We start from the raw sequence: 23,966 nt of genomic DNA on the forward strand, positions 1-23,966 counted from the left end.
GGGCCGCTTCTCGAGGAAAGCGGTGATGCCCTCCTTCGCATCGGGACCGATGCCGCGGATGTTGAGCCCTCGGGTCTCGACGCGGTGCGCGATCATCGGGTGCTCGGCGCCGAGCGCCCGCCACATCATCTGCCGGGACAGCGCCACGGAGACGGGGGCGGAGTGTTCGGTCAGGCTGCGGGCCAGGGCGTAGGCCTCGTCGAGCAGGGACCCGCGGGGATACAGCTTGTACACGAGGCCGGCGTCGAGAGCTTCCGTGGCGGGGAACACCCGGCCGGAGTACACCCAGTCGAGGGCGGTCTGGAGCGGGACGAGGCGCGGCAGGAACCAGGTGGAGCAGGATTCGGGGACGATGCCGCGGCGGTTGAAGACGAATCCGATGCGGGCGTCGTCGGCGGCGAGCCGGAAGTCGGCCGCGAGGGTCATCGTGATGCCGACCCCGACGGCAGGCCCGTTGATGGCGGCGATGATCGGTTTGCGGGATTCGAACATGCGGAGCACCACGCGGCCGCCACCGTCGCGCCGGGCGTCGGCGGACTCGTCCTCGCCCTGCCCCTGCTCGTCCTGCCACTGCCCGAACGTGTCGGCGCCCGCGGACAGGTCTGCGCCCGCGCAGAACGCTCGTCCGGCTCCGGTGACGACGATCGCCCGCACGGCGTCGTCGGCGTCGAACCGGTCGTACGCGGCGATCAGCTCGTTCTCCATGGTGGTGGTGAAGGCGTTGAGCTGGTCGGGGCGGTTGAGGGTGATCGTCGCGATGCCGTCGGCGACGTCGAGTTCGATGTGCTCCACCGACCCAGCATGACATTGTTACCGAACGATCGCTAGAGCAGGTTTTGTGACGGGACGCACTACGCTGGGAGCGATCGTGTGACGGGTGGAACGGGGACGGAGACCGAGGGATGTGCGCTGCAAAGGCGGCCGCGGTGGGCACGGGCACCGGGCGGCAGGTGATCCTCGATTCCGCGGTCGCGAACATGAACGAACGCGGCTATCACGGCACGTCCATGCGTGACATCGCCCGCGGCGCCGACATCACCGTCGCGTCGATCTACCACCACTTCGCGTCGAAGCAGGAGATTCTGCAGGACATCATGGTGCGCGCGCTCCACGACGCCATCGCGATGACCCGCGGTGCCCTGCTGCGGTCGGGGGGCGCCCCCGCCGACCAACTGCAGTCGCTGGTGCGGGCCTGGGTCATGTTCCACACCACCCGGCAGCGGGACGCGATGGTCGGTGCCACCGAGATCCGCAGCCTCGACGACGCCGGCCGCCGGCTCGTCGTCGCCCTTCGCGACGAGCAGGAACACCTGTTCCGCGACGTCATCGAGCGGGGCGTCGAGGAGGGCGACTTCGGGACGGAGTACCCGAGGGACGCCGTCCGCGGCATCATCAACATGGGCCAGTCGGTGTGCACGTGGTGGCACGCCGACGGACCGATGACCCCCGAGGAACTGGCCGAGCGCTACGCCGACCTGGCCCTCGCGATGGTGAAACCGGTCGTCCCGGCACCATGAAGTTCGCCTGGCGGCTCGACGCTCTTCAGCAGAAGTATCCGGCGATGGGATTCCCGATCGCCGTCACGTACAAGTTCCTCGACGATCAGGGCGTGTATCTCGCGGCGCTGATCGCGTACTACGGGTTCATCTCGCTGTTTCCCCTGCTGCTCCTGCTGTCCACGGTGCTCGGCTTCGTGCTGTCCGGGCGTCCCGACCTGCAGCAGGACATCATCGACTCGGCGCTGAGCCAGTTCCCGGTGATCGGAGCCGACCTGGCCGACCCGCACCGGATCGGCGGCGGGGTGACGGGCCTGGTGATCGGGCTGGTCGGCGCCATCTACGGCGGACTCGGTGTGGCGCTGGCCTGTCAGAACGCGATGAACACGGCGTGGTCGGTTCCCCGGAACATGCGGCCCGACCCGATCCGCGGCCGGCTGCGGGGCCTGCTGTTGCTCGGCACGATCGGGCTCGCCGTCCTCGGCACGGCCGCCGTCGCCGCGGTCGGCGCCGCGACGCATCTGTCCGGATCGTTCGCAGTGCTCCTGATGCTCGCCGCGATCACGATCAATTCCGCGATCTTCGTCCTCGCGTTCCGGCTCGCGACCGCCCGCCCGTTGTCGCTCGCCGACGTCGCGCCCGGCGCCGTCGCGGCGGCCGTGTTGTGGCAGGTGCTCCAATCGTTCGGTGCGTACTACGTGAGCAAGGTGGTGAGTACGGCGTCGGTGACGAACGGGGTGTTCGCCGTCGTGCTCGGGCTGCTGGCGTTCCTCTTCCTCGCCGCCGCGGTGATCGTGGTGTGCGTGGAGATCAACGTCGTCCGCGTCGACAGGCTGCACCCGCGGGCGCTGCTCGTGCCGTTCACCGACAAGGCCGAACTCGCGGACGGCGACAAGCGGACGTTCACCGACCAGGCGAAGGCGCAACGCGCGGTCCCACACGAGGGAATCCACGTCACGTTCGACGAACTTTCTGGGACGATGGACGAGACCGCACCGACGTCGAAGGAGGAGCCGTGACCGATCCGATCTTCGACAAGTCGGAACAGCTGAAGCAGGTTCAGCAGGGAATTCTTCCCGGTGAGACGATCATCGCCGTGTACGACTGCATCGGCGCGGGCACCGGCTTTCTCGCGATCACGAATCTGCGCGTCGTCATTCAGGACAAGAGCTTCGTCGGCAAGCGCACCGCGATTACGTCCATTCCGTACAAGAACATCCGGTCGGTCTCGTTCCTCAGCAACAAGTCGTGGGCCGGCCAGTTCTTCTCCTCCAGCAGCATCGCCGTCGATGTCGCCCAGACGACGTACGAGGCCGACTTCCGCGGCATGGACAAGGCCCACCACGTCCACACGGTGATCCTCCAGAACATCACGTGACGTAGATCGCTCCGCTCCGGTGCGTCGGCCCACGTCACGGCGAGGCACCGCGCTCGGGTGCCGGTGAGTGGAATCACGCCCGCCTCGATTGTTAATTCACTTGCGGCCTCACCCATACTGGAACCAGCCGGTTTGCCACGATCTCGGCCCGGTATTTCCTCAGGTGAGTCCAACGACCCGTGCTCGCCGAACCTACGATCAGCCCCGATGGGAGTCCTGCTGCCATGACGCCGCCCTCCGTTGCGCTCACCGAACCCGCGGTCGCCACTCGTCCGTCTCTGCGTCCGCGGATCCCGTCACCGAGTCGGCGGGGCGCGATGCTGGCGCTGGCGCTCGGCGGGTTCGGCATCGGCACAACGGAATTCGCGTCCATGGGACTGTTGCCGGCGATGGCGGCGGGCACCGGGGTGTCGGAGCCGGTGGCCGGGCACTTCGTGTCGGCGTACGCGCTCGGCGTCGTCGTCGGTGCGCCCACGATCGCGGCGCTGGCCGCCCGCGTCGAGCGGCGCACACTGCTCATCGCGTTGATGGCGACGTTCGTTCTCGGCAATCTCGCGACGGCCCTCGCACCGGGATACGAGTCGCTGCTGGCGGCCCGGTTCCTCGCCGGGCTGCCGCACGGCGCGTACTTCGGCGTCGCGGCGCTGGTCGCCGCGCACCTCGCCGAGCCGGGAAAGCGTGCCAAGGCGGTCGCGACCGTGATGATGGGCCTGTCGGTCGCGAACGTGGTCGGGGTGCCGGCGACGGCGTTCTTCGGTCAGATCCTCGGCTGGCGGTCCGCGTTCGTGCTGGTCGTGATCATCGGCATCGTGACGCTGGCGGCGCTGGCCCGCCTGGTCCCGCCGCTGGCCGGGGTGCACGTGAGCAACCCGGTGGCCGAACTCGGGGCGCTGAGCCGGGTGCAGGTGTGGATGACGCTGATCTTCGCGACGGTCGGCTTCGGTGGCTCGTTCGCCGTGTACACCTACATCAGCTCGACGCTCACCGAGGTGTCCGGGTTGCCGCAGACGATGGTTCCCGTCGCGTTGATGCTGTTCGGTTCGGGAATGATCCTCGGCAATGTCATCGGCGGGCGGATCGCGGACAACGCGGTGGTCCCCGGGCTGTTCGGGTGCATGATCGCCCTCATCGCGGTCCTGGCGCTGTTCGTCGTCGCCGCCCGCAATCCGGTGACGGCGCTGATCGTGCTGTTCCTCATCGGTGTGGCCGTGACCGCGATCTTCCCGTCCGTCCAGTCGCGGCTGATGGACGCGGCAGGCGACGCGAAGACGCTCGCGTCGACGCTGATCCACGGGGCGTTCAACCTCGCCAACGCCGGCGGTGCCTGGATCGGCGGCGTCGTGATCGCGGCCGGATACGGCTACACCGCCCCGGCCGCGGTCGGCGCACTCCTCGGCGTCGCCGGGCTGATCGTCCTCACCATCGCGATCGTCCTCGACCGCAGGCGGACGACGGCTCAGGCCGTCACACCCGCGGAGTAACGCTCGCGGAGAATGCCCTTGACCAGCTTTCCGGTGGGGGTGCGGGGCAGGTCGTCGCTGAACACGAGATTCCGCGGCACCTTGAAACGGGCGAGCCGTTCCCGGACGTGACCCAGCAGTTCGGCGGCCAGCGCGTCGTCGCCGGCCACGCCGGGAACCGTCTGGACCACGGCGAGCACCGTTTCGCCCATCTCCTCGTCGGGAACCCCGATCACCGCGACGTCGAGGACGGCCGGGTGCTCGGTGAGGGTGTTCTCAATCTCCTGCGGGTAGATGTTGACGCCGCCGGAGATGATCATGAACGACTTCCGGTCGGTGAGGAACAGGTACCCGTCCTCGTCGAGGTATCCGACGTCGCCGGTCGTGGTCCAGGTCGGGTGCTGCGGGTGCTGTGCGTCCCGGGTCTTCTCCGGAGCGTTGTGGTACTCGAACGGCAGGGTGTCCCGCTCGAAGTACAGGGTGCCGACCTCGCCGGGTGCGAGGTCGGCCCCGTCGTCGCCGCAGATGTGCGCGACCCCGAGGGCGGCCCGCCCGACGGTTCCGGGCTTGCGGAGCCACTCGTCCGAGTTCACCAGGGTCATGCCGTTGAGTTCGGTGGAGGAGTAGTACTCCGACAGGATCGGCCCCCACCAGTCGATCATCTGCCGTTTCACCTCCACCGGGCACGGGGCGGCGGCGTGCACGGCGACGCGGAGGCTGGACACGTCGTACTTCTCCCGCGTCTGCGCGGGAAGTTTCAGCATGCGGACGAACATCGTGGGCACCCACTGGCTGTAGGTGACGCGATACGTCTCGATGTGCGCGAGCGCCGTCTCGGCGTCGAAGCGGTCCATCACGACGACGGTGCCGCCCAGCGCCTGCACCGACGCGCAGGTGCGGAGCGGCGCCGCGTGATACAGCGGCGCAGGTGACAGATAGACGGTGTCCGACGTGACACCCCACACCGTCGCGTTCATCCCGGTCATGGTGTCGCCCGGGTCCTGGATCTGCCGTGCCGGCAACTCCGGTTTGATGCCCTTCGGGCGACCGGTGGTGCCGGAGGAGTACAGCATGTCGGCCCCGCGTGGCTGGTCGGGGAGCGGGACGTCGGACTCCGCGGCCGCGGCGTCGTCGAGCGAGGCGTAGCCGGGAATCGTTCCCCCGAACGCGAGCCGATGCTCGGTGCCGGGGGTGAGGGCGGGGAGTTCAGCCGCGACCGCGTCGAGTGCGGCGTCGACGATCACGGCCCGGGCGCCGCAATCCTCGACGATGTAGGCGATCTCGGGCGGTGTGAGATGCCAGTTCACCATCGTGAGGTAGAGCCCGGAACGCATGGCAGCCCAATAGACGTCGAAGATCGCGGGAGTGTTCGTGGCCAGCACCGCGACGTGGTCGCCGCGACGCAGGCCGAGCGCGTTCAGGTGCCGGGCGATGCGGACCGAGCGGGACTCCAGTTCGGCGAAGGTGACCGTCTGCCCGGTGCCGGCCATGATCACGGCGGGCTTGTCGGGGGTGGTGGCAGCATGCGCGCCGGGATACATGGGTACTCCAATTCGTGATGGATCGCGGGTGTTGAATGTCTTCAGCCGAGTTGTTCCTGCGCGACCTTCGATCTCCGGGCCACGCCGGCCACGGCGATCAGTCCGACGACCGCCGCCACGATCACGAAAATGGCGGGGGATTGGACGTTTCCGGTCTTCTCCACGAGCCAGACGGCGACGAAGGGGGCGGTGCCGCCGGCGATGACGACGCCGAGGTTCCAGCCCATGGCCACGCCGGTGAAGCGGACGTCCTTGTCGAACAGTAGCGGCATGAGCGTGTACGAGCCGACCTGGGCGCCGACGGTGTTGACCATGATCAGCAGGTAGGCGATCGCGGCGATCCACAGGCTGTGGTGCATGACGGCCATCGCCGGGTAGGTGACGATCGCGAATCCGGCGAAGCTGATGACGGTGAACCGCAACCGTCCGACGCGGTCGGCGAGCATCCCGCCGAGTGGCATTGCGAGCGCGACGATTCCGATGACGGCGGTCGCGATCCAGTAGACGGGGGTGCGTTCGTAGCCGAGGCTCTTCATGAGGTGGATGCTCATGTAGGTGAGGCCGATGTAGGCGGTTCCGTTGCACGCCAAACTGATTCCGACCGACTGCAGGAGGGCGAGCGGCTGGCGCCGGAAGACGGCGACGACGGGCGTCTGGGCCGATCCGGACTCGGTGTCGTCGCCGTGGGTCTCCTCGACCCGGGTGCGGGCCCACAGGCAGAGCAGGGTCAGCGGCAACGCGAGCAGGAACGGGACCCGCCACCCCCAGCTCTCGAGTTGCGCGTCGGTGGTGAGCGCGGACACGGTACCCGCGACCGCGGCGGCCATCGCGAATCCCATCGTGGAGCCGAGCGGGGTGAATGCACCGTAGGTGGCCTTGAGGTGCCGCGGCGCGGATTCGGAGATGAACGTGGCGGAACCGCCGACCTCACCGCCGGCCGAGAAACCCTGGACCATCCGGACGAAAACGAGGAGCACGGTGGCCCAGATCCCCGCCTGCGTGTGGGTGGGCAGGAATCCCATCGCCATGCTGCCGAGGCCCATGCAGACGAGCGTCGCGAGGAGGGCCTTCTTCCGCCCGAATCGGTCGCCGATGTGCCCGAACACGATGCCGCCGAGCGGACGCATGAGGTAGGCGGTGCCGAACACGGCGAGCGCGGACAGCAGCGCGGTGGCCGGGTCGCTGCTGGGGAAGAACAGTGGGGCCATCACGATCGCGAGGTAGCCGTACAGGCTGAAGTCGTAGTACTCGATCAGGGTGCCGACTCCGCCCGCGACGGCGGCGCGGCGTGCCCGCACGCGGTCTTCGGTCCGCCATTCGGTGGCGGCTGCAGACCCGGTCAACTGGTCCGTCATAGGTGTCCTGACCTTTCGGAGGCGGATGAGACATGCATCACTTCGGATGGATCATGGCAAGCGAACGATCGATTGGCAAGCGGGTCGATCGGCGATTCTCTCGCCGCAGGGTGTCGCCTTGATCTGCACGGTATCGGGTTATTGACTTCGGGTGCCGTTCGTCCGATGATGGGCAGCAGCCGAACGAGCGTTTGGCTGAAATCAGATTTCGAAAGGACGCAGCGGATGACGACGTCCCACGCCGAAGCGGACACCGACGCGGGCCGGGAGGATTCGGCAGGAGTCGACCTCACCGCCCTCGCCGCCTACCTCGACACCGCTCTCGACGGGGGTGTGCAGGGGGAGTTGTCGGCGGGACTGATCAGCGGTGGTCGCTCGAACCCCACGTACCGGGTCGCCGACGCCGCCCGGACGTGGGTCCTGCGGCGCCCCCCGTACGGGCACGTCCTGCCGAGCGCCCACGACATGAAGCGCGAGTTCACCGTGATCCGGGGACTGGCGGGAACCGCCGTTCCGGTGCCCGAGGCGGTGCTGCTGTGCGAGGACGAGGCCGTGCTCGGCGCGCCGTTCTACCTCATGGAACTGGTGGACGGGATGCCTGTCGGGACGGTCGAGCAGGCGTCGGCCCTGACCCCCGCGGACCGTCGCCGGCTCGGACTGGCCCTCGCCGACACCCTCGCGGACTTGCACGGTGTGGATCCGGACGCGGTCGGGCTGGGCTCCTTCGGCCGCCCCGACGGCTACCTCGAACGGCAACTCGACCGCTGGTCCCGGCAATGGGAGGCGTCGCGGACCACCGACCGCCCCGAGGTGGCCGTGCTGCTCGACAAACTGCGCCGGGCGCTGCCCACCTCACACCTGCCAGGCATCGTCCACGGCGACGTCAAACTCGACAACGTGCTCGCCTCCCACGACGACGCCGGGACGATCGTCGCGGTGCTGGACTGGGAGATGGCGACCCTCGGCGACACCCTCGCGGATGTCGGGATCATGCTGAGCTTCTGGGACCAGCCCGGAGCGGTCGACAACCCGGTGACCAAGGGTCTCGCGCGACTCGACGGATTCCCCACCCGCGCCGAACTTCTCGATCGTTACGCCGCGCAGCGCGGCATCGACATCCCCGACATCGACTGGTACACGGTGTTTGCCGACTTCAAGATCGCCGTCATCCTCGAGGGCATCAACGCCCGGCACGCGCAGGGCGGCACCGTCGGCGGCGGTTTCGACGATGTCGGCGACATGGTCGGCCCGCTCTTGCAGCGCGCGCTCGACCTCGCCGCCGCGTCGCCCGTGTCCGAGCTTCGCCGCTGACCGCGGCATCACCGAAACAGATTGGAGCCACGGAAGTGGAATTCGAGTACAGCCCGAAAGTGCTGGAACTGCAGGCGAAGCTGACGAAGTTCATGCAGGAGCGGGTGCTGCCCGCCGAGCAGATCGCCGAGGAACAGCTCGCGTCCAAACCGGACCACTGGGGTGCGCCGCCGATCGTCGCCGACCTCAAGGCCGCCGCGAAACGCGAAGGCCTGTGGAATCTTTTCCTCCCCGCCCGGGAGGGCGCGGGCCTGACCAACCTCGAATACGCGCCGCTCGCCGAACTCACCGGCTGGAGCCCGCTGATCGCACCCGAGGCGGTCAACTGCAACCCGCCGGACACCGGCAACATGGAACTGCTGCATCTCTACGGCACCGACGAGCAGAAGTCGGAATGGCTCGAACCTCTGCTCGCGGGCGAATTCCGGTCGTGTTTCTCGATGACCGAACCGGATGTCGCGAGCTCCGACGCCGGCAACGTCAGCCTCGAGATCGCGGACGACGGCGACCACTGGGTGCTGACCGGCCGCAAGTGGTGGTCCACCGCCGCCCTGCGCGACGACTGCCGGGTGGCCATGGTCATGGGCGTCACCGATCCCGACGCCCCGGTCGGCAACCGGCACAGCATCGTCCTGGTGCCCATGGACACACCGGGCCTGAACATCGTCCGCTCCACCAGGGTGCTCGGATTCACCGACCGCCACGAGGGCGGACACGGCGAGATCGTCTTCGACAAGGTCCGCGTCCCCAAGGCGAATCTGCTCGGACCGCGCGGCAAGGGCTTCGCGGTCGCGCAGGCCCGCCTCGGTCCGGGCCGCATCCACCACTGCATGCGGCTGATCGGCATGGCCGAGCGGGCCATCGCGCTGATGACCGAACGCGCCCGCACCCGTGTCGCGTTCGGCCGGCCCCTCGCCGACGAGGGCGTCGTGCAGGCCACCGTCGCCGATGCGCGCATCCACCTCGACGCCGCCCGGCTGCTGGTGCTCAAGGCCGCCTGGCGCATGGATGTCGAGGGCACCAAGGCGGCCCGCCACGACATCGCCGCCGCCAAGGTGATGGTCCCGCTGACGGTCAAGCAGATCGTCGACGATGCGATGCAGATCTTCGGTGGCGCCGGACTGTCGGAGGACACCATCCTTCCGGTGCTGTACGCGCAGGCCCGGTTCCTGCAGATCGCGGACGGTCCCGACCAGGTGCACCGCCGCTCCCTGGCCCGCGCCGAGTTCGCCGCCACCCCCGTACTGAAAGAAGTGCGCGGGTGAACGAGGACACGACGCGCGCGCGGCAGCAGTGCATCGGCGACATTCCGCGCCGGTCGGCGGCGCGGTTCCCGGACAAGCTCGCCGTCGTGCACCGCGACGTGCGACTGACGTTCGCCGAGTTCGATGCCGTCATCGACCGGGTGGCGGCGGCGCTGCACGCCGAGGGCCTTCGCCCCGGTGACCGGGTCGCGCTGCTGTCGCACAACTGCTGGCAGTACCCGGTGCTGAACTTCGCGACCGCCCGGCTCGGTGTGGTTCTCGTCCCGATCAACTTCATGCTGACCGGCGGGGAGATCGGATACATCCTCGACGACTGCGCGGCCGACGCGTTCGTCGTCGAGGACGCGCTGGTGCCCGTCGCCGAGACGGCGCTCGCGGAATCGAAGGGAACCGTCCGGTTGCGGGCGGCGATCCCGCTGAGCGGCGGCGCGGTTCCGGACGGCTGGCGCTCGGTGGCCGGCTGGACGCACGGCGAATACGATTCGGCACCGGAGGTATTCGTCGCCGACGACGACGTCATCCGCATCATGTACACGTCGGGCACCGAGTCGCGGCCCAAGGGCGCGATGCTCACCAGTCGGTCGCTGATGTGGCAGTACATCAGCTGCATCGTCACAGGCGGTATGAGCAGCGACGACGTGGAGGTGCACGCCCTGCCGCTGTACCACTGCGCCCAGCTCGACAACTTCCTCAGCACCGACATCTATCTCGGCGCGACGAGCATCATCGTCGACGGACCCGACCCGCAGGTGCTGCTCCGCACCATCGCGGCGGAGCAGGTGACCAACCTGTTCTGCCCACCCACGGTGTGGATCTCGCTGCTCCAGTCACCGGACTTCGCAGGCACCGACCTGAGTTCGCTGCGCAAGGGCTACTACGGGGCCTCGCCGCTGCCGGTGGAGATCCTGCGCGACATGAAGCGGGCATTGCCCGGCATCCTGTTGTGGAACTTCTACGGGCAGACGGAAATGGCGTCACTCGCGACCGCGCTCGGACCGGAAGACCAGGAGACGCGGGGCGGTTCGGCGGGGAAGCCGGCGCTGAACGTCGAGACGCGGATCGTCGACGACCGGAACGAGCCGCTGCCGGCCGGCGAGGTCGGCGAGATCGTGCACCGCAGCCCGCACGCCACCGTCGGCTACCTCGGGCAACCCGAGAAGACCGCGGAAGCGTTCGCGGGCGGCTGGTTCCACTCCGGCGACCTCGGCTACCTCGACGACGACGGCTACCTGTGGGTGGTCGACCGCAAGAAGGACATGATCAAGTCCGGCGGGGAGAACGTCGCGACCCGGGAGGTCGAGGAAACGCTGTACGAACTCGACGGCGTCGGTGAGGCCGCCGTGTTCGCGGTACCGCACCCGCGGTGGATCGAAGCGGTGTGCGCAGTGGTGGTCCCCGCCGCCGGAGCCGAACTCGACGAGAAGGACGTGGTGGAGCACTGCCGCGGACGACTCGCCGGCTACAAGGTGCCCAAGTACGTCGTCATCGCCGACTCCCTGCCGAAGAACCCGAGCGGCAAGATCCTCAAGCGAGTTCTCCGAGACACATTCGGTTCCATTGCCCAAGACTGAGCAGGAAACCATCATGCCCATCGATTCCGTCACACGCCGCGGGGGAAAGCCTCGGGCCACGGTGACGTGAGTGGCAATGTGTGTTCGGGCACGCATTGCCACTCACCTGGGATCGGAGGCGAACATGGGTACCGAGTCGTGGAAGGACGTGCTGTCGCGCTCGCAGCTGCACGGGATCCTCGAGGTTCTCGACCTCTGCAGCGACGTCGAGGAGGCCGCCGACTACAAGCGGACCGTCGTGGAATCCATTGCGACGGTGTTCCGGGTCCGCGATGTCACGTTCTTCTTCGGGCCGACGTATTCCGACATCTTCGCCGACCCGGCGCCGCTGCTGACGGGCGCGGCCTCGCCGCTGCTGCACGAGTACCACGCCCGATGGCGGGACAAGGACATCTTCGCGCTCCCCGAGGCACGCCGATCGCTGACCCGCACCGGGTTCATCGCCCTCGACCACTTGCACGCGCTGCCCGGGCCGCAACGCTCGTACGTCGAGGACTATCTGCATCCGCACGGGATGGGAACGGCGTCGGCACTGCATCTTCGGCTCGCCGACGGTGAAGCGCTGGTGGGCATGTTCGACCGTGAACGACGCTGGGATGCAAGTGAAACGATGGCGGTGCAGATTCTCGCCCGGCAACTCCGCGCCCAGAGTCGATCTCTGCGGCTGGCGGAGGCCGGAGACTCCGGAACCCTCGATCCGCTGCACAGCCTGACTCCACGCCAGATGCAGGTGGCCGAATTGGTGAGCGACGGCCTGAGCAACAGCGAGATCGCGGAGATACTCTCGCTGTCCGAATTCACCATCAAGAAGTACATGAGCCGGATCTTCGAGACCACCGGACTCCGGAACCGCGCGTCGCTCACCGCGTGCGTGCTGCGGCGAGGACAGCGACCTACGGCGTGAGCGGCGAGTAGGCGATCACCGTCAATCCGCGGGGCGACCGAAGCACCACACGGCACTCGTGACCGCCGACGGTCCGTTCGCCGACATCCCATCCCGCGTCCCGGGCGAGGGCCGCGGCCGCATCGACGTCGTGCGTCTTCCCCAGCAGACACCATGGCGGCACGTCCGATTCGTCGGAGAGGCACAGCGCGGTCGTGCCGGTCGAGAACGTCGCCCACGCCCGCCCGTCGCTGAACCCGGCGGGTCCGAGGACCTCGGCGAGGTCGTCGAACGTCCCTGCCCAGTGCGGGGTCGAGTACAGAACCGACATCTTCTCGAATACCTGACTCAGGGGCGTGCGGTCCATGGATTCTCCTCCGTGTGAGTAAGACTGTGGCCCAGCCGGTCCCGCTTGGTGGCGAGGTATCGGCTGTTGTGGTCGTTCGGTGGGATCTGGAGGGGTGTGGTGGCGGCGACGGTGATGCCGGCCGCGGTGAGGCCGGCGGCCTTGGCGGGGTTGTTGGTGAGTAGGTCGATGGAGTGGATGCGCAGGTCGTGGAGGATGGCGGCGGCGTCGGTGTAGTCGCGGGCGTCGATGGGCAGCCCGAGGTGCAGGTTGGCGTCGACGGTGTCGAGGCCGAGTTGGTCTTGGAGTTGGTAGGCGGCGATTTTCGCGGCGAGTCCGATGCCGCGGCCTTCGTGGCCGCGCAGGTACAGCAGGACCCCGGCGCCGGTGTCGGCGATGCGCTCGAGTGCGGCGGTGCGTTGGGGGCCGCAGTCGCAACGGCGGGAGCCGAGGACGTCGCCGGTGAGGCATTCGCTGTGGACGCGGGTGAGGGCGGTGGTGCCGGCGGGGTCGCCGTAGACCATGGCGAGGTGTTCGATTCCGGTGGCGCCGCGGTAGGCGATGGCGGTGAAGGGGCCGTGGTCGGTGGGGATGGTGGCGTCGGCGCAGCGGACGATGGACCGGAGTGGGTGGGCGGTGGTCATGCCGGGCTCGTGGGGGTGAGTTGGCGGAAGGTGGAGGTGTAGAACAGCAGGGGGTCGGGGGTGTTGGTGGCGCCGAGTTCGACGATGCGGCCGACGACGAGGTGGTGGTCGCCGACGGGTTGGACGAGGTCGACGTGGCAGTCGATCCAGGCGTGTGCGCCGGTGAGGCGGGGTGATCCGGTGGTGGCGGGGGTCCAGTCGATGCCGGCGAATTTGTCGGTGCCGCTGCGGGCGAAGGCGCGGCCGAGGTGGTGTTGGTCGGCGGCGAGGATGTTGGCGCAGAAGCGGCCGGAGGCGGCGATGGTGGGGAAGGTGGTGGAGGTGTGGGCGACGAAGAAGGCGACAAGGGCGGGGTCGAGGGAGACGGAGCTGAAGGAGCCGACGGTCAGTCCGACGGGGTTTCCGGTGGGATCGAGTGCGGTGACGGCGACGACGCCGGTGCAGAATTTTCCGAGGACGGTGCGGTAGGCGTCGCGGATGTGTTCGGGGGTGGTGGCGGTGAGGTGCGGTTCGGTGGTGGTGCGCATCGGTACCTTCTTCGGGGCTGATCGTTCGGAGTCCGCCGGGCAGCGGCGGACTCCGAACACGGTCTATCCGCGGACGGAGGGGTTCGAGACGAGGCTCGACAACTCGTCGAGCGCGGCGCGATAGATGGATTCGATCGCCGCCGTCAGTTCCGTTTCGACCGCCTCTGAGTCGGCGGAGAACGTCGCGGTCCAGTCCACCGTGGACGCCTCGGACGTCGAGTCGACCACGGAGATGGTGGACCGGTACTGCTTCAACGGAAGCGGACCGTCGACGTACTCGTACGTGTACCGGCGTTCGTCGTCGTTGTGCTCGGTGATCCGCTCACGGGCCGGCTGGCCGTCGGCGAAGACGAGATGACGGATCTTCTGCTCCATCCGGGCGGACGCCACCGACGGAATCCATTCGGCAATGGCCCCCGGGTCGCCGATGCGAGCCCAGACCGTCTCGGCGGCAACGGGAAACTGCTTCTGAATGCTGATCTCGGCCATCGTCCTACACCCGCCCCAGCTCGGCCTCGTACTTCTTCGTCATGTGTTCGACGGCCTTCCGGTGCTCGTCCGCCTGCCCCTCCCGGACGCGGCGGGCCCGCGCGTCGGCGTCGAGCATCGGCTGCGCCTGCCCCTGGAAGAACGGCATGACGTCCTGGGCGAACAGCTCGTACGACCGTGCGGTGGCCTGCGGGTTGGCCCAATCATGGCCCTGCAGAAGGAGAGTGCCGAAGCCACCGGACTGATCGACGAGGCGCTGAACCTGTGCGCGGGCCTCCTCCGCGGTGCCGATGACGCCGATGCCGGAGTTGTTGATGAAGTCGATCATCTCGCGCTTGTTCTCGCCCTCGACCGCCATCTGGGGGAACGCGGCAACGTGCTGCAGGTATTTGAACCAGTGCTCGATGCCGTGCTCGACATCGCGGTAGGCCTGTTCCCGGGTTTCGGCGATGTGGAAGGGGCCCACCAGACGCCACTTCGAGCGGTCGACGTCGTCGCTCCGGCCCGCCAGCGTCGCGAATTCCTCGAGCATTCCCCAGTGGTGTTGCAGGGCGCTGAATCCGTCTGCGGTCAGCGTTGCGGCGATCGAGAGCAGCCCGATTCCGTGGTGGCCCGCCAGGCGCGCTCCCGTCGGCGAGGCGATCGCGGCGACGACCACGTCGAACAGGGGAGAGGAATACGGTGCCATCTGAATACATGCATCGACGAGTGTGTGGGTCCGTGTCTTGGCGCTCACGGTCTCGCCTCGCAGCAGACGCATGATGATGTCGGTGTTCTCGGCGAGCAGTTCACGCGTATCGATCTGGGACAGACCGAGCATCGCGGCGTCGGTGGGCAGCGATCCGGGACCGAGGCCGAACATGGCGCGGCCGTGCGTCAGATGGTCGAGCATCACCATGCGCTCCGCCGCCCACAGTGGATTGTGGTACGACACCGACGTCACGCCCGTACCCAGCTTGATCCGACTGGTCCGCTCCCCGGCGGCGGCGATCATGATCTCGGGCGACGCGTAGATCTCCGAGCCCGCCGAATGGTGTTCCCCGAACCAGGCCTCGTCGTAGCCCAGCTTCTCGAGCAGCTGCACCAACTCCAGGTCACGCTGCAACAGCAGCGTCGGATTCTGTCCCGGTGTGTGGATCGGCGCCAGAAACGTTCCGAACTTCAGCTTGCTCATTGATCACTCCTGTGTGACGGGGGCAACAGTGAGTGAAACGTTATGGCCGGGTGCACACCACGTGTAGTCCTCGAAAGAGGACACTTCGCGCCGAGCGGCGATCAGCGCGACAGTCGTCGCTGCCTCGCGTTGGCGGCGCCGACGAGTGCGCGGAGCGCCTGCGGTGCGCGTTTGGCCGTCCGCAGGATCGCCTGGTCGATCATGCCGAGCTTCGGCGCCCGGTGCGGAAGCGTCCGCGGCGCGTGGTCGGCGTCGGTGAGGGAGTAGAGGGTCCAGCGGTCGGGCACGCCCTTGAGGTCGTGTTCCCCGGCGTCGGCGAACCGCAGTCCCGATCCGACCACCAGATCCCGGACAGTTCTCGACACCAGCACTTCGCCGGCGCCGGCCGTCGCGGCGATGCGGGCGCCGACGTGCACGGTCATCCCGCTGACGTCGGGACCGTTCCGCTCCACCTGCCCGGTGTGGACTCCGGCCCGCACCTCGAGTCCGAGCGCCCCGGCGCCGTCGACGATGCACCGCGCGCAGCGGACGGCGGACGCCGGGCCGTCGAAGATGCTGAACGTGCCGTCCCCGGCGACGTTGAGAACCCGGCCGCCTGCCTTCTCGACCTCATCCCGCACCTGCCACTCGTGCGCCGCGCGGAGGTCGCGGTAGGCGCCGTCGCCGATCCGCGCGAGCACCTCGGTGGATCCGACGACGTCCGTGAACAGTACGGACGCGAGGAACCGGCCGGCGTCGGGCTCCGGGTGCCCTCCGGTGGCCATCTGCTCGACGTGGTCGATGATCGGCTTCCACGCCTCCCCCAGCGACGAACCGGGCGGCGAGGGCGGCAGCAGGTGGAAACTGCCGCGCGGGATGTGGTCGGCGACGTACCGCGCGGCCGGCACCGGCACCGGGCTGCCGGGGACGAGCATTATCCGTGCGGGACACTGGACCGACGACAGCGTGTCGGAAAAGTCGAGCCGGAAGATCCACTCCATGTGCGCCTGCGCGACGGTCGGGGTCGCCGAACTGCGCTCGAGCATCGCCATCAGCCGGCGGTTGAACGGCGAATCCTCTTGGGGATCCCACAGCGGGACCGTCGCCCCCGACCCCCAATTCTGCGCCGCGTCCCGCCACCCCGTGACGAACGCGTCCCGCTCGCCACCGGTCCAGCCTTCCGGGTCGTGGCCACCGCCGAGGAGCCGTTCGGCGAACGGCTGGATGAGGACGAGACCGGCGACTCGGTCGGGTGACCGGGCGGCGACGAGCGCGACAGCGCCGCTCGCGCTCGCCACTCCGACCAGCACGGCCCGCCGCATCCCGACCTCGTCCATGATCGCGACGAGGTCGTCGGCCTGCTCCTCGAGCGTCGGCAGGTGCTCGACGGGGTCGGACAACCCCAGCCCACGCTGCTGGAAATACACCGTGCGCGCGAACGTGCTGCCCCGTTCCATCAGGTAATGAATCTGCGGGTCCGTCCACATCAGGTCGAGGTGCATGTTGATCTCGAACAGCCACACCACGTCCGATGCGCCCGCGCCCACCACCTGATACGCCAGCGCATGCCCGTCCCGCTCCACGTAACGGACGGCCGGTGGGTCCATTTTCCCAGCCTAAACGCATGTGAGCGGCAAAGTGTGGGTCCGGACGCTTTGCCGCTCACCTGGGGATGGAGCCCAGCTCGCGAGCCCGGGCGACAGCGGACGTCCGCGACTTCACGCCGAGCTTGCCGAAGATGTGCACGAGATGAGACTTGACGGTGGTCTCGGACAGGAGGAGGTCCTTGCCGATCTCGCGGTTGGATCGCCCGGCCGCGACGAGCGTCAGCACCTGGATTTCCCGTGGGCTGAGAGTGGTCGCGGGCCGGCGGACCCGTGTCATCAGTTTCGACGCGACAGCCGGGGAGAGGACGCTGTCGCCGGCCGACGCCGCCCGGACGGCGGCGAGCAGTTCGACCGGGGGCGTGTCCTTCAGGAGGTATCCGGCGGCGCCCGCCGCGACCGCGTCGAGGATGTCGGCGTCGGTGTCGTAGTTGGTGACGACCAGTACGTGCGGTGGGTCCGGCTGGGACCGCAGGCTTCGGGTGGCGTCCACGCCGGACGTGCCCGAGCCGAACCGGAGGTCCATGAGCACGAGGTCGACCGGTGTCGTCGCGCAGAACGCCACGGCGGCCTCGGCGGTGGCGGCCTCGCCGATCACCTCGATGTCGTCCTCGTGCTCGAGGAGGGCGCGCAGGCCCGCGCGGACGATCGCGTGGTCGTCGGCGAGCAGCAGTCGGATCATGCGCCGGCCTCGAGTGGGAACGACACCGCGACCGCGGTCAGTCCTGGTTCCGACTCCACCGACATCGTCCCGTCGAGCAGCTCGACGCGACGGCGAATCGAATTCAGCCCGAACGCTTTCGACGGTTCGCGGTCGAGGAGTGCGGTATCGAATCCGGTGCCGTCGTCGACGACGTCCAACCGGACCGCGTCCTCGTAGTACGTGAGGGTGACCGCCATCCGGGACGCGTGCGCGTGGCGGACCACGTTCGACACCGCACCCTGGGCGATCCGCACCAACGCCGCCTCGACGGGCATCGGCAATCGCACCGGATCGCCCACGACGACGGCGATGGTGTCGAAGGTGTCGCTCCGCGCCTGCGTGCAGATCCGCGCGAGTGCGTCCGCGAGGGACTGTCCGTCGAGGACGGCGGGTGTGAGATCGCCGATGAGCTGCCGGGTTTCGGCGAGGCTGTCGGCGGCCGTCTCCCGGGCCAGCCGGATGCGGTCCCGGGCGGGGTGCTCGGGGGCCGCGCGTTCGACGGCGTGGAGCAGCATCTGAATGCTCGACAGGCCCTGCGCGACGGTGTCGTGGATTTCGCGCGCGAGCCGTTCCCGTTCGGCCAGGGAACCCGCCGCCCGTTCCTGTTCGGCGAGTTCGGCTCGGGTGCTGGTCAATTCGTCGATGAGGCGCTGTCGCTCCACCGCCTCCCGGTACAGGGCCCGGTAGCCGAGTCCGATGGCGACCGCGACGCACGCGCCGATCACCGGCCCCACGACCCCGGCGACGCTCCAGCCGCGGTGCATTCCGGTTCCGACCACCGCGACCACGGTCGCGGCCGCGACCGCGAGGACTCCCCAGCGTCGCGGCAACAGATGCAGGTAGAGGAAGAACAGCCCGAACGCGAGATAGGCGGCGTCGGGGGCGAGGACCATCAGCGCCATCCACAGTGCGGTCAGGGCTGCGAGCCACCACGCCCCGCGCAGACGTCGTGTGGCTCCCGCCGCGTACACCGCGAGGAACGCCACCGACAGCACCACGATGGCCGGCGCTTGCGGTGCATCCAGGAGGACGGCGCGCAGAATCACCACTGCAGTGAGCGCCGCGATCAGCGCGTGCAGTCCGAGTTGGAGACCCGCGAACACGGGAGTGAGAGGGGACCGGTGCACCTCGCCCAGCTTATCGAGGTGTGGTGGCCCGGCATCCATCGAAAGTCGGAGCGGGTACCCGACCTTCGACGGCCGGGAAGTCCATCCGACGTGCGATGGAACGGTGCGGCTATCGGGGCACGGTGAGTTCGGAGGCCGCGAGTGCGGTCGTGGAGAGGACTACCTGTGTTCGTCGCATCGAGAGACCTGCGCGCGGCGCGCGGTCGATTCGCGCTGATATCCGTCGTCGTGGTGCTGATTGCGTTACTCGTGACCTTCCTCAGCGGACTCACGTCCGGACTGCGCCACCAGAACGTGTCCGCCGTGGAACTCCTCGGCTCGGAGTCGGTGGTCTTCGCCGATACGGGCGACGGCCCGTCGTTCGACGAGTCCGTGTTGACGGCCGAGCAGGTCGCGGTGTGGCAGGGCAGCGGCGCCGCGGTCGACCCGATCGGCATCGCCCGCGGCACGGCGTCCGTCCCGGGCGGGTCATCGAAGACGGTGGCGTTCGTCGGCGCCGACGGCGGGGTCGGCGACCGCGCACCGGGCACGCCCGGCAGCGTGATCCTCGGCGACGGCGCGGCGCGGTCGCTCGGGGTTTCCGCCGGCGACGAGGTGACGATCGACGGCGGCACGTTCACCGTCGCCGCCGTCCGGGGCGACGACTGGTACAGCCACAGTCCCGTCGTGTGGATGACACTCGCCGACTGGCAGCACGCCAACCCGCGCGGCGGGGTCGCGACCGTGCTGGCCGTGTCGGGCGGGGAGGACGACTCCGACACGGTCGCGGGGACGACCTCCCGAACGGTGGCCGACGCCCTGTCCGCCATCGGCTCCTACACGTCCGAGAACGGGTCGCTTACGTTGATGACGGTGATGCTGTTCGCGATCTCCGCGCTGGTGATCGGCGCGTTCTTCACGGTATGGACCCTGCAGCGCACCCCGGACGTCGCGACGTTGAAGGCGCTCGGCGCGTCGACCGGGTCGCTCGTGCGGGACGCGCTCGGGCAGGCACTCGTCGTCCTGCTCGCCGGTGTGGGTGGCGGCGTCGGGGTGGCGGCGGTGGCCGGGTCGATGATCGGCGACTCAGTCCCGTTCGTGCTCGACGCCTCCACCACCGTCCTGCCCGCCACGGCCCTCGTCGGGCTCGGCCTCCTCGGCGCCGCCGTCGCGCTCCGCTTCCTCGTCACCACCGACCCCCTCACCGCCCTCGGGAGCACACGATGACCACCCCCGCCCTCACCCTCGACGACGTCACCCTCACCTATCCCGACGGCGCGGGACGCGTCACAGCCCTCGACTCGGTATCGCTGACCGTCGACCGCGGACAGATTGCCGCGATCACCGGTCCGTCCGGTTCCGGAAAGTCGACACTCCTCGCGGTCGCGTCGACACTGATCCGCCCCGACTCGGGGTCGGTCCGCCTCGGGACGACGGAACTCACCGCGTTGAGCCGGCGCGACGCGTCGGCCCTGCGCCGGGAACGGATCGGCATCGTGTTCCAGCAGTCCAATCTGGTGTCGTCGCTGACGGCCCTCGAACAGCTCGAGGTGATGACGCACCTCGGGCAGCGGCTGTGGACGCCGCGGCGGGCGGGGCGCGCGAAGGCCCGCGACCTGCTCGACGCGGTCGGGCTGACCGACCACGCGGGGAAACGGCCGGCGCAGCTGTCGGGTGGGCAGCGGCAGCGGGTCAACCTGGCCCGGGCCCTGATGAACGACCCGTCGCTGCTGGTCGTCGACGAGCCGACCAGCGCGCTCGACCGGGAACGGGGCGCCGCGATCATGGATCTGATCCTCGGTGTCGTACGAGAACGCGAGGTCGCGACGCTGCTCGTGACACACGACCGCACGCATCTGTGCAGAATGGATGCAGTCCACCGCGTTGTCGACGGCTCGCTCACCCGTGAGTACTTGTTAACCGCGGGGGGTTGATAAGTACTCACAGTAGTTTTTCGAAGTCAAGGGTTGACGTTTCTCATGTGCGTGAGATTACATCTTAGTGGTAAGCCTTTGAGGGCTTAAGTAAATGCCTCGACCCGACCCTGAGGATGCTCATGACGACGGTATCGCCCGCCATGGCTGCCACAGCTGAGATGATCAGCGCCCGACTCGAACGCCTGCCGATGAGCAGGTGGCACATCAAGGCACGCGTCATCGTCGGCGCCGTCACGTTCTTCGACGGCTTCGACCAGCTGATGATCGCGTACTCGCTCCCCGTCCTCACCCCCAAATGGGGTCTGACCCCCGGCGACATCGCCTGGGTGATCGCCATCGGCGGCATCGGCATGCTCGTCGGCGCACTCGCCGGCGGCTGGTTCGCCGACCGCGTCGGTCGCCTCAACGTCATCATCGCCTCGCTCGCGCTCTACGCGGTCATGAGCCTGGGCATGGCGTTCACCGACAGCCTGATGCTGTTCCTCGTCTTCCGGTTCGTGCAGGGCATCGGCCTCGGCGCCGAGGTCCCGGTCGCGGCGAGTTACATCGGCGAGATCACCAAAGCCCACAAGCGCGGACGATTCGTGCTGCTCTACGAGGTGATCTTTCCGATCGGACTCGTGATGTCGGCGATCGTGTCGGCGTGGATCGTCCCCAACTACGGCTACAAGATCCTCTTCGCGCTCGGCGCGCTGCCCGTCATTCTGCTGCCGATGCTGTGGAAGCTCCCCGAATCCCCACGCTGGCTCGCGTCCCGTGGTCGTCTCGAGGACGCGCACAACGCGATGACCCGCATCGAAACCGAGATCACCGAGAAGTACGGCAAGACGCTCCCGGCTCCGCAGCCGCTGCCCGCCGTCGCCGTCGACGCCCGCCGCGGAACGTTCGCGGAGGCCTTCCGGGGCATCTATCTGCGCCGCACCCTCATGCTTGCGGCCATCTGGGGCTGCGCCTACTTCGTCAACTACGGCATCGCGTCCTGGCTGCCGACGCTGTACCGATCCGCGTTCCACGTCAGCGTCGGCACCGCCCTGCACTACAGCATCGTCACCAGCGTCGCCGGCCTGATCGGCTGCGTCCTCGTCGCCTTCCTCATCGACAACCTCGGTCGTCGCATCTGCATCACCGCGTCGATGGTCCTGTGCTCGTCGCTGCTCTTCCTGCTCGCGGCATCCGGCGCCGACACCGCGACGAAGGTCCTGCTCTGGTCGGCGGGGTCCGCGCTGTTCGTCTTCGCCGTCAACATGGCGCTCTACGTCTACACCGCCGAGCTGTACCCCACCCGGATGCGGGCCATCGGCTGCGCGATCGGCGGAGCGAGCGGACGCCTCGGCATCATCGTCGGGCCCCTCGCCGTCGGCGCCATCCTCGACGGGGGCGGCACGCTCACCGTCGTGTTCGGAATGTTCTCCGCGGTCGCGCTGATCGGCGCCCTCGTCGTCGGTTTCTTCGCCGTCGAGACCCGCGAAAAGACACTCGAGGAGATCTCCCAGTGACCGTTCTCGACACCGCACCCCGGACGCTGCCGTTCGTCCCGGTCGCCGACCGCATCCTCGTCGCCGGCGAGTGGCGGCAGGCGAGCGGCCCCGCCTTCGCCGTCACGGACCCGTCGAACGGCGAGACCCTGCAGGTGATCCACCAGGCCACCGCCGACGACGCCGACGAAGCGGTCCGGAAGGGCCGCGCCGCCGCCGACGACCCGGCGTGGCGGTCGCTGCTCCCGCACCAGCGGGCGAAGTACCTGCACCGCATCGCCGACGCCATCGAGGCGAACAGTTCCCGGCTCGCACTGCTGCAGAGTTACAACACCGGCAAGACCGTCGCCGAGACGACGGCCCTCGTCGGCAGCGCCGCGGGCACGTTCCGCTACTTCGCCGGCGTCCTCGAAACCGCGGACGACGACCTCACCGCCCCGCGCGGCAACTTCCTCACGATGAGCGTCCACGAACCGATCGGCGTCATCGGCGCCATCGCGCCGTGGAACTCCCCGGTCGCGAGCGACGCCCAGAAGATCGCCCCGGCCCTCGCGGCAGGCAACGCCGTCGTCCTCAAGCCCGCCGAGTGGACGCCGCTGGTGTCTCTGGAACTGGCCCGGCTCATCGACGAGTCGGGGCTGCCGAAGGGGCTGTTGTCGGTGCTGCCGGGCAAGGGTTCCGTCGTCGGCGACGCCATCGTCACCCACCCCGACGTCGGGAAGGTGACGTTCACCGGCGGCACCAACACCGGACGGTCCATCGCCCACGCGGCGGCGGAGAAGCTGATGCCCGTGTCGCTGGAACTGGGCGGCAAGTCGCCGACCATCGTCCTCGACGACGCCGACCTCGACGCCGCCGTGAACGGCGTCATGTACGGGATCTTCTCGTCCACCGGGCAGAGCTGCATCGCCGGCTCCCGGCTGTTCGTCGACCGCCGCATCTACACCGAATTCGTCGGGAAACTGGTGGCCAAGACGCAGCGACTGCGCCTCGGACCGGGCCGCGACCCCGACACCCAGATCGGGCCGATGGTCCACCGCAGGCACCGCGACAGCGTCGCCGCGTACGTCGACCTCGCCCGCGAGGAAGGCGGACGCATCCTGTGCGGCGGAGCGATCCCCGACGACGAGCGACTCCGCGACGGCGCGTACTACCTGCCCACCGTCATCGACGGACTGCCCAACAGCTCACGCACCTGCCAGGAGGAAATCTTCGGACCCGTCCTCGTGGTGCTGCCGTTCGACGGCGAAGCGGATCTCATTGCACAGGCCAACGATTCGGTGTTCGGACTCGCATCGGGAGTCTGGACGTCCGACTACCGCCGCGCCTGGAAACTCGCCCGCCGACTCCAGGCAGGCACCGTGTGGATCAACACCTACAAACAGTTCAGCATCTCCACCCCCTTCGGCGGCGTGAAGGAAAGCGGACTCGGCGTCGAAAAAGGTCGCGCAGGCATCGCCGCCTACTCGCGGCAGAAAAGCATCTACTGGGGCCTCGACGAGGAACCCAATCCCTGGGCAGACTGAGCGACCCGCCCGTGGCGTCTCCCAATGTCACACCGGTGCAGTCTGACTGAACCAACGTCACATTGGGCGGCGAAGAGGGCGGCGCACGAGGCCGCACGGAAAGGGGCGCGGTAGCGGGACGGAAAGAAATTTCGATCAGCTCTGTACGACCCAATACTTTAGCGCTAAGATATTGAGATCTAAGCAACTGGAGGCA

The 23,966-nt window shown here is 68.5% G+C and carries 23 protein-coding genes; 12 read left to right on the top strand and 11 right to left on the bottom strand.

The window, feature by feature from the left end; all coding sequences use genetic code 11:
• Positions 1-792 (bottom strand): crotonase/enoyl-CoA hydratase family protein (locus tag ACFTWF_RS07195; RefSeq protein ID WP_378460571.1); only part of this gene is annotated, 792 nt, incomplete at its 3' end.
• A 110-nt stretch (positions 793-902) separates the two neighbouring features.
• Here ACFTWF_RS07195 and ACFTWF_RS07200 point away from each other — a divergent pair.
• From ACFTWF_RS07200 to ACFTWF_RS07215, 4 genes are all read left to right on the top strand, one after another.
• On the top strand, positions 903-1,517 hold the full coding sequence (locus ACFTWF_RS07200; protein ID WP_378460572.1) for a TetR/AcrR family transcriptional regulator: 615 nt from the start codon (positions 903-905) through the stop codon (positions 1,515-1,517).
• Positions 1,514-2,515 carry a YihY/virulence factor BrkB family protein gene (locus tag ACFTWF_RS07205; protein WP_378460573.1) on the top strand — a complete coding sequence of 334 codons (1,002 nt, stop codon included), beginning with the start codon at positions 1,514-1,516 and terminating at the stop codon, positions 2,513-2,515. Before ACFTWF_RS07200 ends, ACFTWF_RS07205 begins: the two co-directional genes overlap by 4 nt.
• The gene (locus tag ACFTWF_RS07210) at positions 2,512-2,874 is read left to right on the top strand and encodes a PH domain-containing protein (protein ID WP_378460574.1); all 363 of its coding nucleotides are present in this window, start codon (positions 2,512-2,514) and stop codon (positions 2,872-2,874) included. The genes ACFTWF_RS07205 and ACFTWF_RS07210 overlap by 4 nt, the downstream gene beginning before the upstream one ends.
• 224 nt (positions 2,875-3,098) lie before the next feature.
• Entirely contained in the window at positions 3,099-4,355 is a 1,257-nt protein-coding gene (locus ACFTWF_RS07215; protein ID WP_378460575.1) for an MFS transporter, read from the top strand.
• On the opposite strand, the gene ACFTWF_RS07220 is transcribed toward ACFTWF_RS07215, so the two are convergent.
• Entirely contained in the window at positions 4,331-5,875 is a 1,545-nt protein-coding gene (locus ACFTWF_RS07220) for an acyl-CoA synthetase (RefSeq protein WP_378460576.1), read from the bottom strand. The two genes, ACFTWF_RS07215 and ACFTWF_RS07220, sit on opposite strands and share 25 nt — an antisense overlap.
• 41 nt (positions 5,876-5,916) lie before the next feature.
• Positions 5,917-7,230, bottom strand: a complete 1,314-nt coding sequence (locus ACFTWF_RS07225; RefSeq protein WP_378460577.1) for an MFS transporter — start codon at positions 7,228-7,230, stop codon at positions 5,917-5,919.
• Between the two features lie 225 nt (positions 7,231-7,455).
• Between ACFTWF_RS07225 and ACFTWF_RS07230 the strand changes: the two genes are divergently transcribed.
• The 4 genes from ACFTWF_RS07230 to ACFTWF_RS07245 all read left to right on the top strand — a co-directional run bounded on the left by ACFTWF_RS07230 (position 7,456) and on the right by ACFTWF_RS07245 (position 12,281).
• On the top strand, positions 7,456-8,541 hold the full coding sequence (locus ACFTWF_RS07230; protein WP_378460578.1) for a phosphotransferase family protein: 1,086 nt from the start codon (positions 7,456-7,458) through the stop codon (positions 8,539-8,541).
• A gap of 35 nt (positions 8,542-8,576) precedes the next feature.
• On the top strand, positions 8,577-9,806 hold the full coding sequence (locus ACFTWF_RS07235) for an acyl-CoA dehydrogenase family protein (protein ID WP_378460579.1): 1,230 nt from the start codon (positions 8,577-8,579) through the stop codon (positions 9,804-9,806).
• A complete protein-coding gene (locus ACFTWF_RS07240) occupies positions 9,803-11,377 on the top strand; it encodes an acyl-CoA synthetase (protein WP_378460580.1) in 1,575 nt (524 codons plus the stop codon). Before ACFTWF_RS07235 ends, ACFTWF_RS07240 begins: the two co-directional genes overlap by 4 nt.
• Before the next feature lie 124 nt (positions 11,378-11,501).
• On the top strand, positions 11,502-12,281 hold the full coding sequence (locus ACFTWF_RS07245) for a response regulator transcription factor (protein WP_378460581.1): 780 nt from the start codon (positions 11,502-11,504) through the stop codon (positions 12,279-12,281).
• Here ACFTWF_RS07245 and ACFTWF_RS07250 read toward each other — a convergent pair.
• The 8 genes from ACFTWF_RS07250 to ACFTWF_RS07285 all read right to left on the bottom strand — a co-directional run bounded on the left by ACFTWF_RS07250 (position 12,271) and on the right by ACFTWF_RS07285 (position 18,892).
• Positions 12,271-12,627: a hypothetical protein gene (locus ACFTWF_RS07250; RefSeq protein ID WP_378460582.1), complete on the bottom strand. Its 357-nt coding sequence runs from the start codon at positions 12,625-12,627 to the stop codon at positions 12,271-12,273. The two genes, ACFTWF_RS07245 and ACFTWF_RS07250, sit on opposite strands and share 11 nt — an antisense overlap.
• Positions 12,609-13,250 (bottom strand): GTP cyclohydrolase II, encoded by a 642-nt coding sequence (locus ACFTWF_RS07255; RefSeq protein ID WP_378460583.1) that lies wholly within the window; start codon positions 13,248-13,250, stop codon positions 12,609-12,611. The genes ACFTWF_RS07250 and ACFTWF_RS07255 overlap by 19 nt, the downstream gene beginning before the upstream one ends.
• Entirely contained in the window at positions 13,247-13,777 is a 531-nt protein-coding gene (locus tag ACFTWF_RS07260; RefSeq protein ID WP_378460584.1) for a flavin reductase family protein, read from the bottom strand. Before ACFTWF_RS07260 ends, ACFTWF_RS07255 begins: the two co-directional genes overlap by 4 nt.
• A gap of 63 nt (positions 13,778-13,840) precedes the next feature.
• On the bottom strand, positions 13,841-14,266 hold the full coding sequence (locus tag ACFTWF_RS07265; protein ID WP_378460585.1) for an SRPBCC family protein: 426 nt from the start codon (positions 14,264-14,266) through the stop codon (positions 13,841-13,843).
• A 4-nt stretch (positions 14,267-14,270) separates the two neighbouring features.
• Positions 14,271-15,440, bottom strand: a complete 1,170-nt coding sequence (locus ACFTWF_RS07270) for an LLM class flavin-dependent oxidoreductase (RefSeq protein ID WP_378460586.1) — start codon at positions 15,438-15,440, stop codon at positions 14,271-14,273.
• A gap of 101 nt (positions 15,441-15,541) precedes the next feature.
• A complete protein-coding gene (locus tag ACFTWF_RS07275; RefSeq protein WP_378460587.1) occupies positions 15,542-17,026 on the bottom strand; it encodes an adenylate/guanylate cyclase domain-containing protein in 1,485 nt (494 codons plus the stop codon).
• A gap of 55 nt (positions 17,027-17,081) precedes the next feature.
• The gene (locus tag ACFTWF_RS07280; protein WP_378460588.1) at positions 17,082-17,705 is read right to left on the bottom strand and encodes a response regulator; all 624 of its coding nucleotides are present in this window, start codon (positions 17,703-17,705) and stop codon (positions 17,082-17,084) included.
• Complete coding sequence (locus ACFTWF_RS07285) at positions 17,702-18,892, bottom strand: histidine kinase (protein ID WP_378460589.1); 1,191 nt, start codon at positions 18,890-18,892, stop codon at positions 17,702-17,704. The genes ACFTWF_RS07280 and ACFTWF_RS07285 overlap by 4 nt, the downstream gene beginning before the upstream one ends.
• A 126-nt stretch (positions 18,893-19,018) precedes the next feature.
• Here ACFTWF_RS07285 and ACFTWF_RS07290 point away from each other — a divergent pair, with 126 nt between their 5' ends.
• From ACFTWF_RS07290 to ACFTWF_RS07305, 4 genes are all read left to right on the top strand, one after another.
• Entirely contained in the window at positions 19,019-20,059 is a 1,041-nt protein-coding gene (locus ACFTWF_RS07290) for an ABC transporter permease (protein WP_378460590.1), read from the top strand.
• Positions 20,056-20,766: an ABC transporter ATP-binding protein gene (locus tag ACFTWF_RS07295; protein ID WP_378460591.1), complete on the top strand. Its 711-nt coding sequence runs from the start codon at positions 20,056-20,058 to the stop codon at positions 20,764-20,766. Before ACFTWF_RS07290 ends, ACFTWF_RS07295 begins: the two co-directional genes overlap by 4 nt.
• 116 nt (positions 20,767-20,882) lie before the next feature.
• A complete protein-coding gene (locus tag ACFTWF_RS07300; RefSeq protein ID WP_378460592.1) occupies positions 20,883-22,265 on the top strand; it encodes an MFS transporter in 1,383 nt (460 codons plus the stop codon).
• Positions 22,262-23,770, top strand: coding sequence for an aldehyde dehydrogenase (locus tag ACFTWF_RS07305; RefSeq protein ID WP_378460593.1), 1,509 nt, complete (start codon positions 22,262-22,264; stop codon positions 23,768-23,770). Before ACFTWF_RS07300 ends, ACFTWF_RS07305 begins: the two co-directional genes overlap by 4 nt.
• Positions 23,771-23,966: the final 196 nt, after the last annotated feature.

Source organism: Rhodococcus sp. NPDC056960 (genome assembly GCF_042674125.1).
Taxonomy (GTDB): Bacteria; Actinomycetota; Actinomycetes; order Mycobacteriales; family Mycobacteriaceae; genus Rhodococcus_F.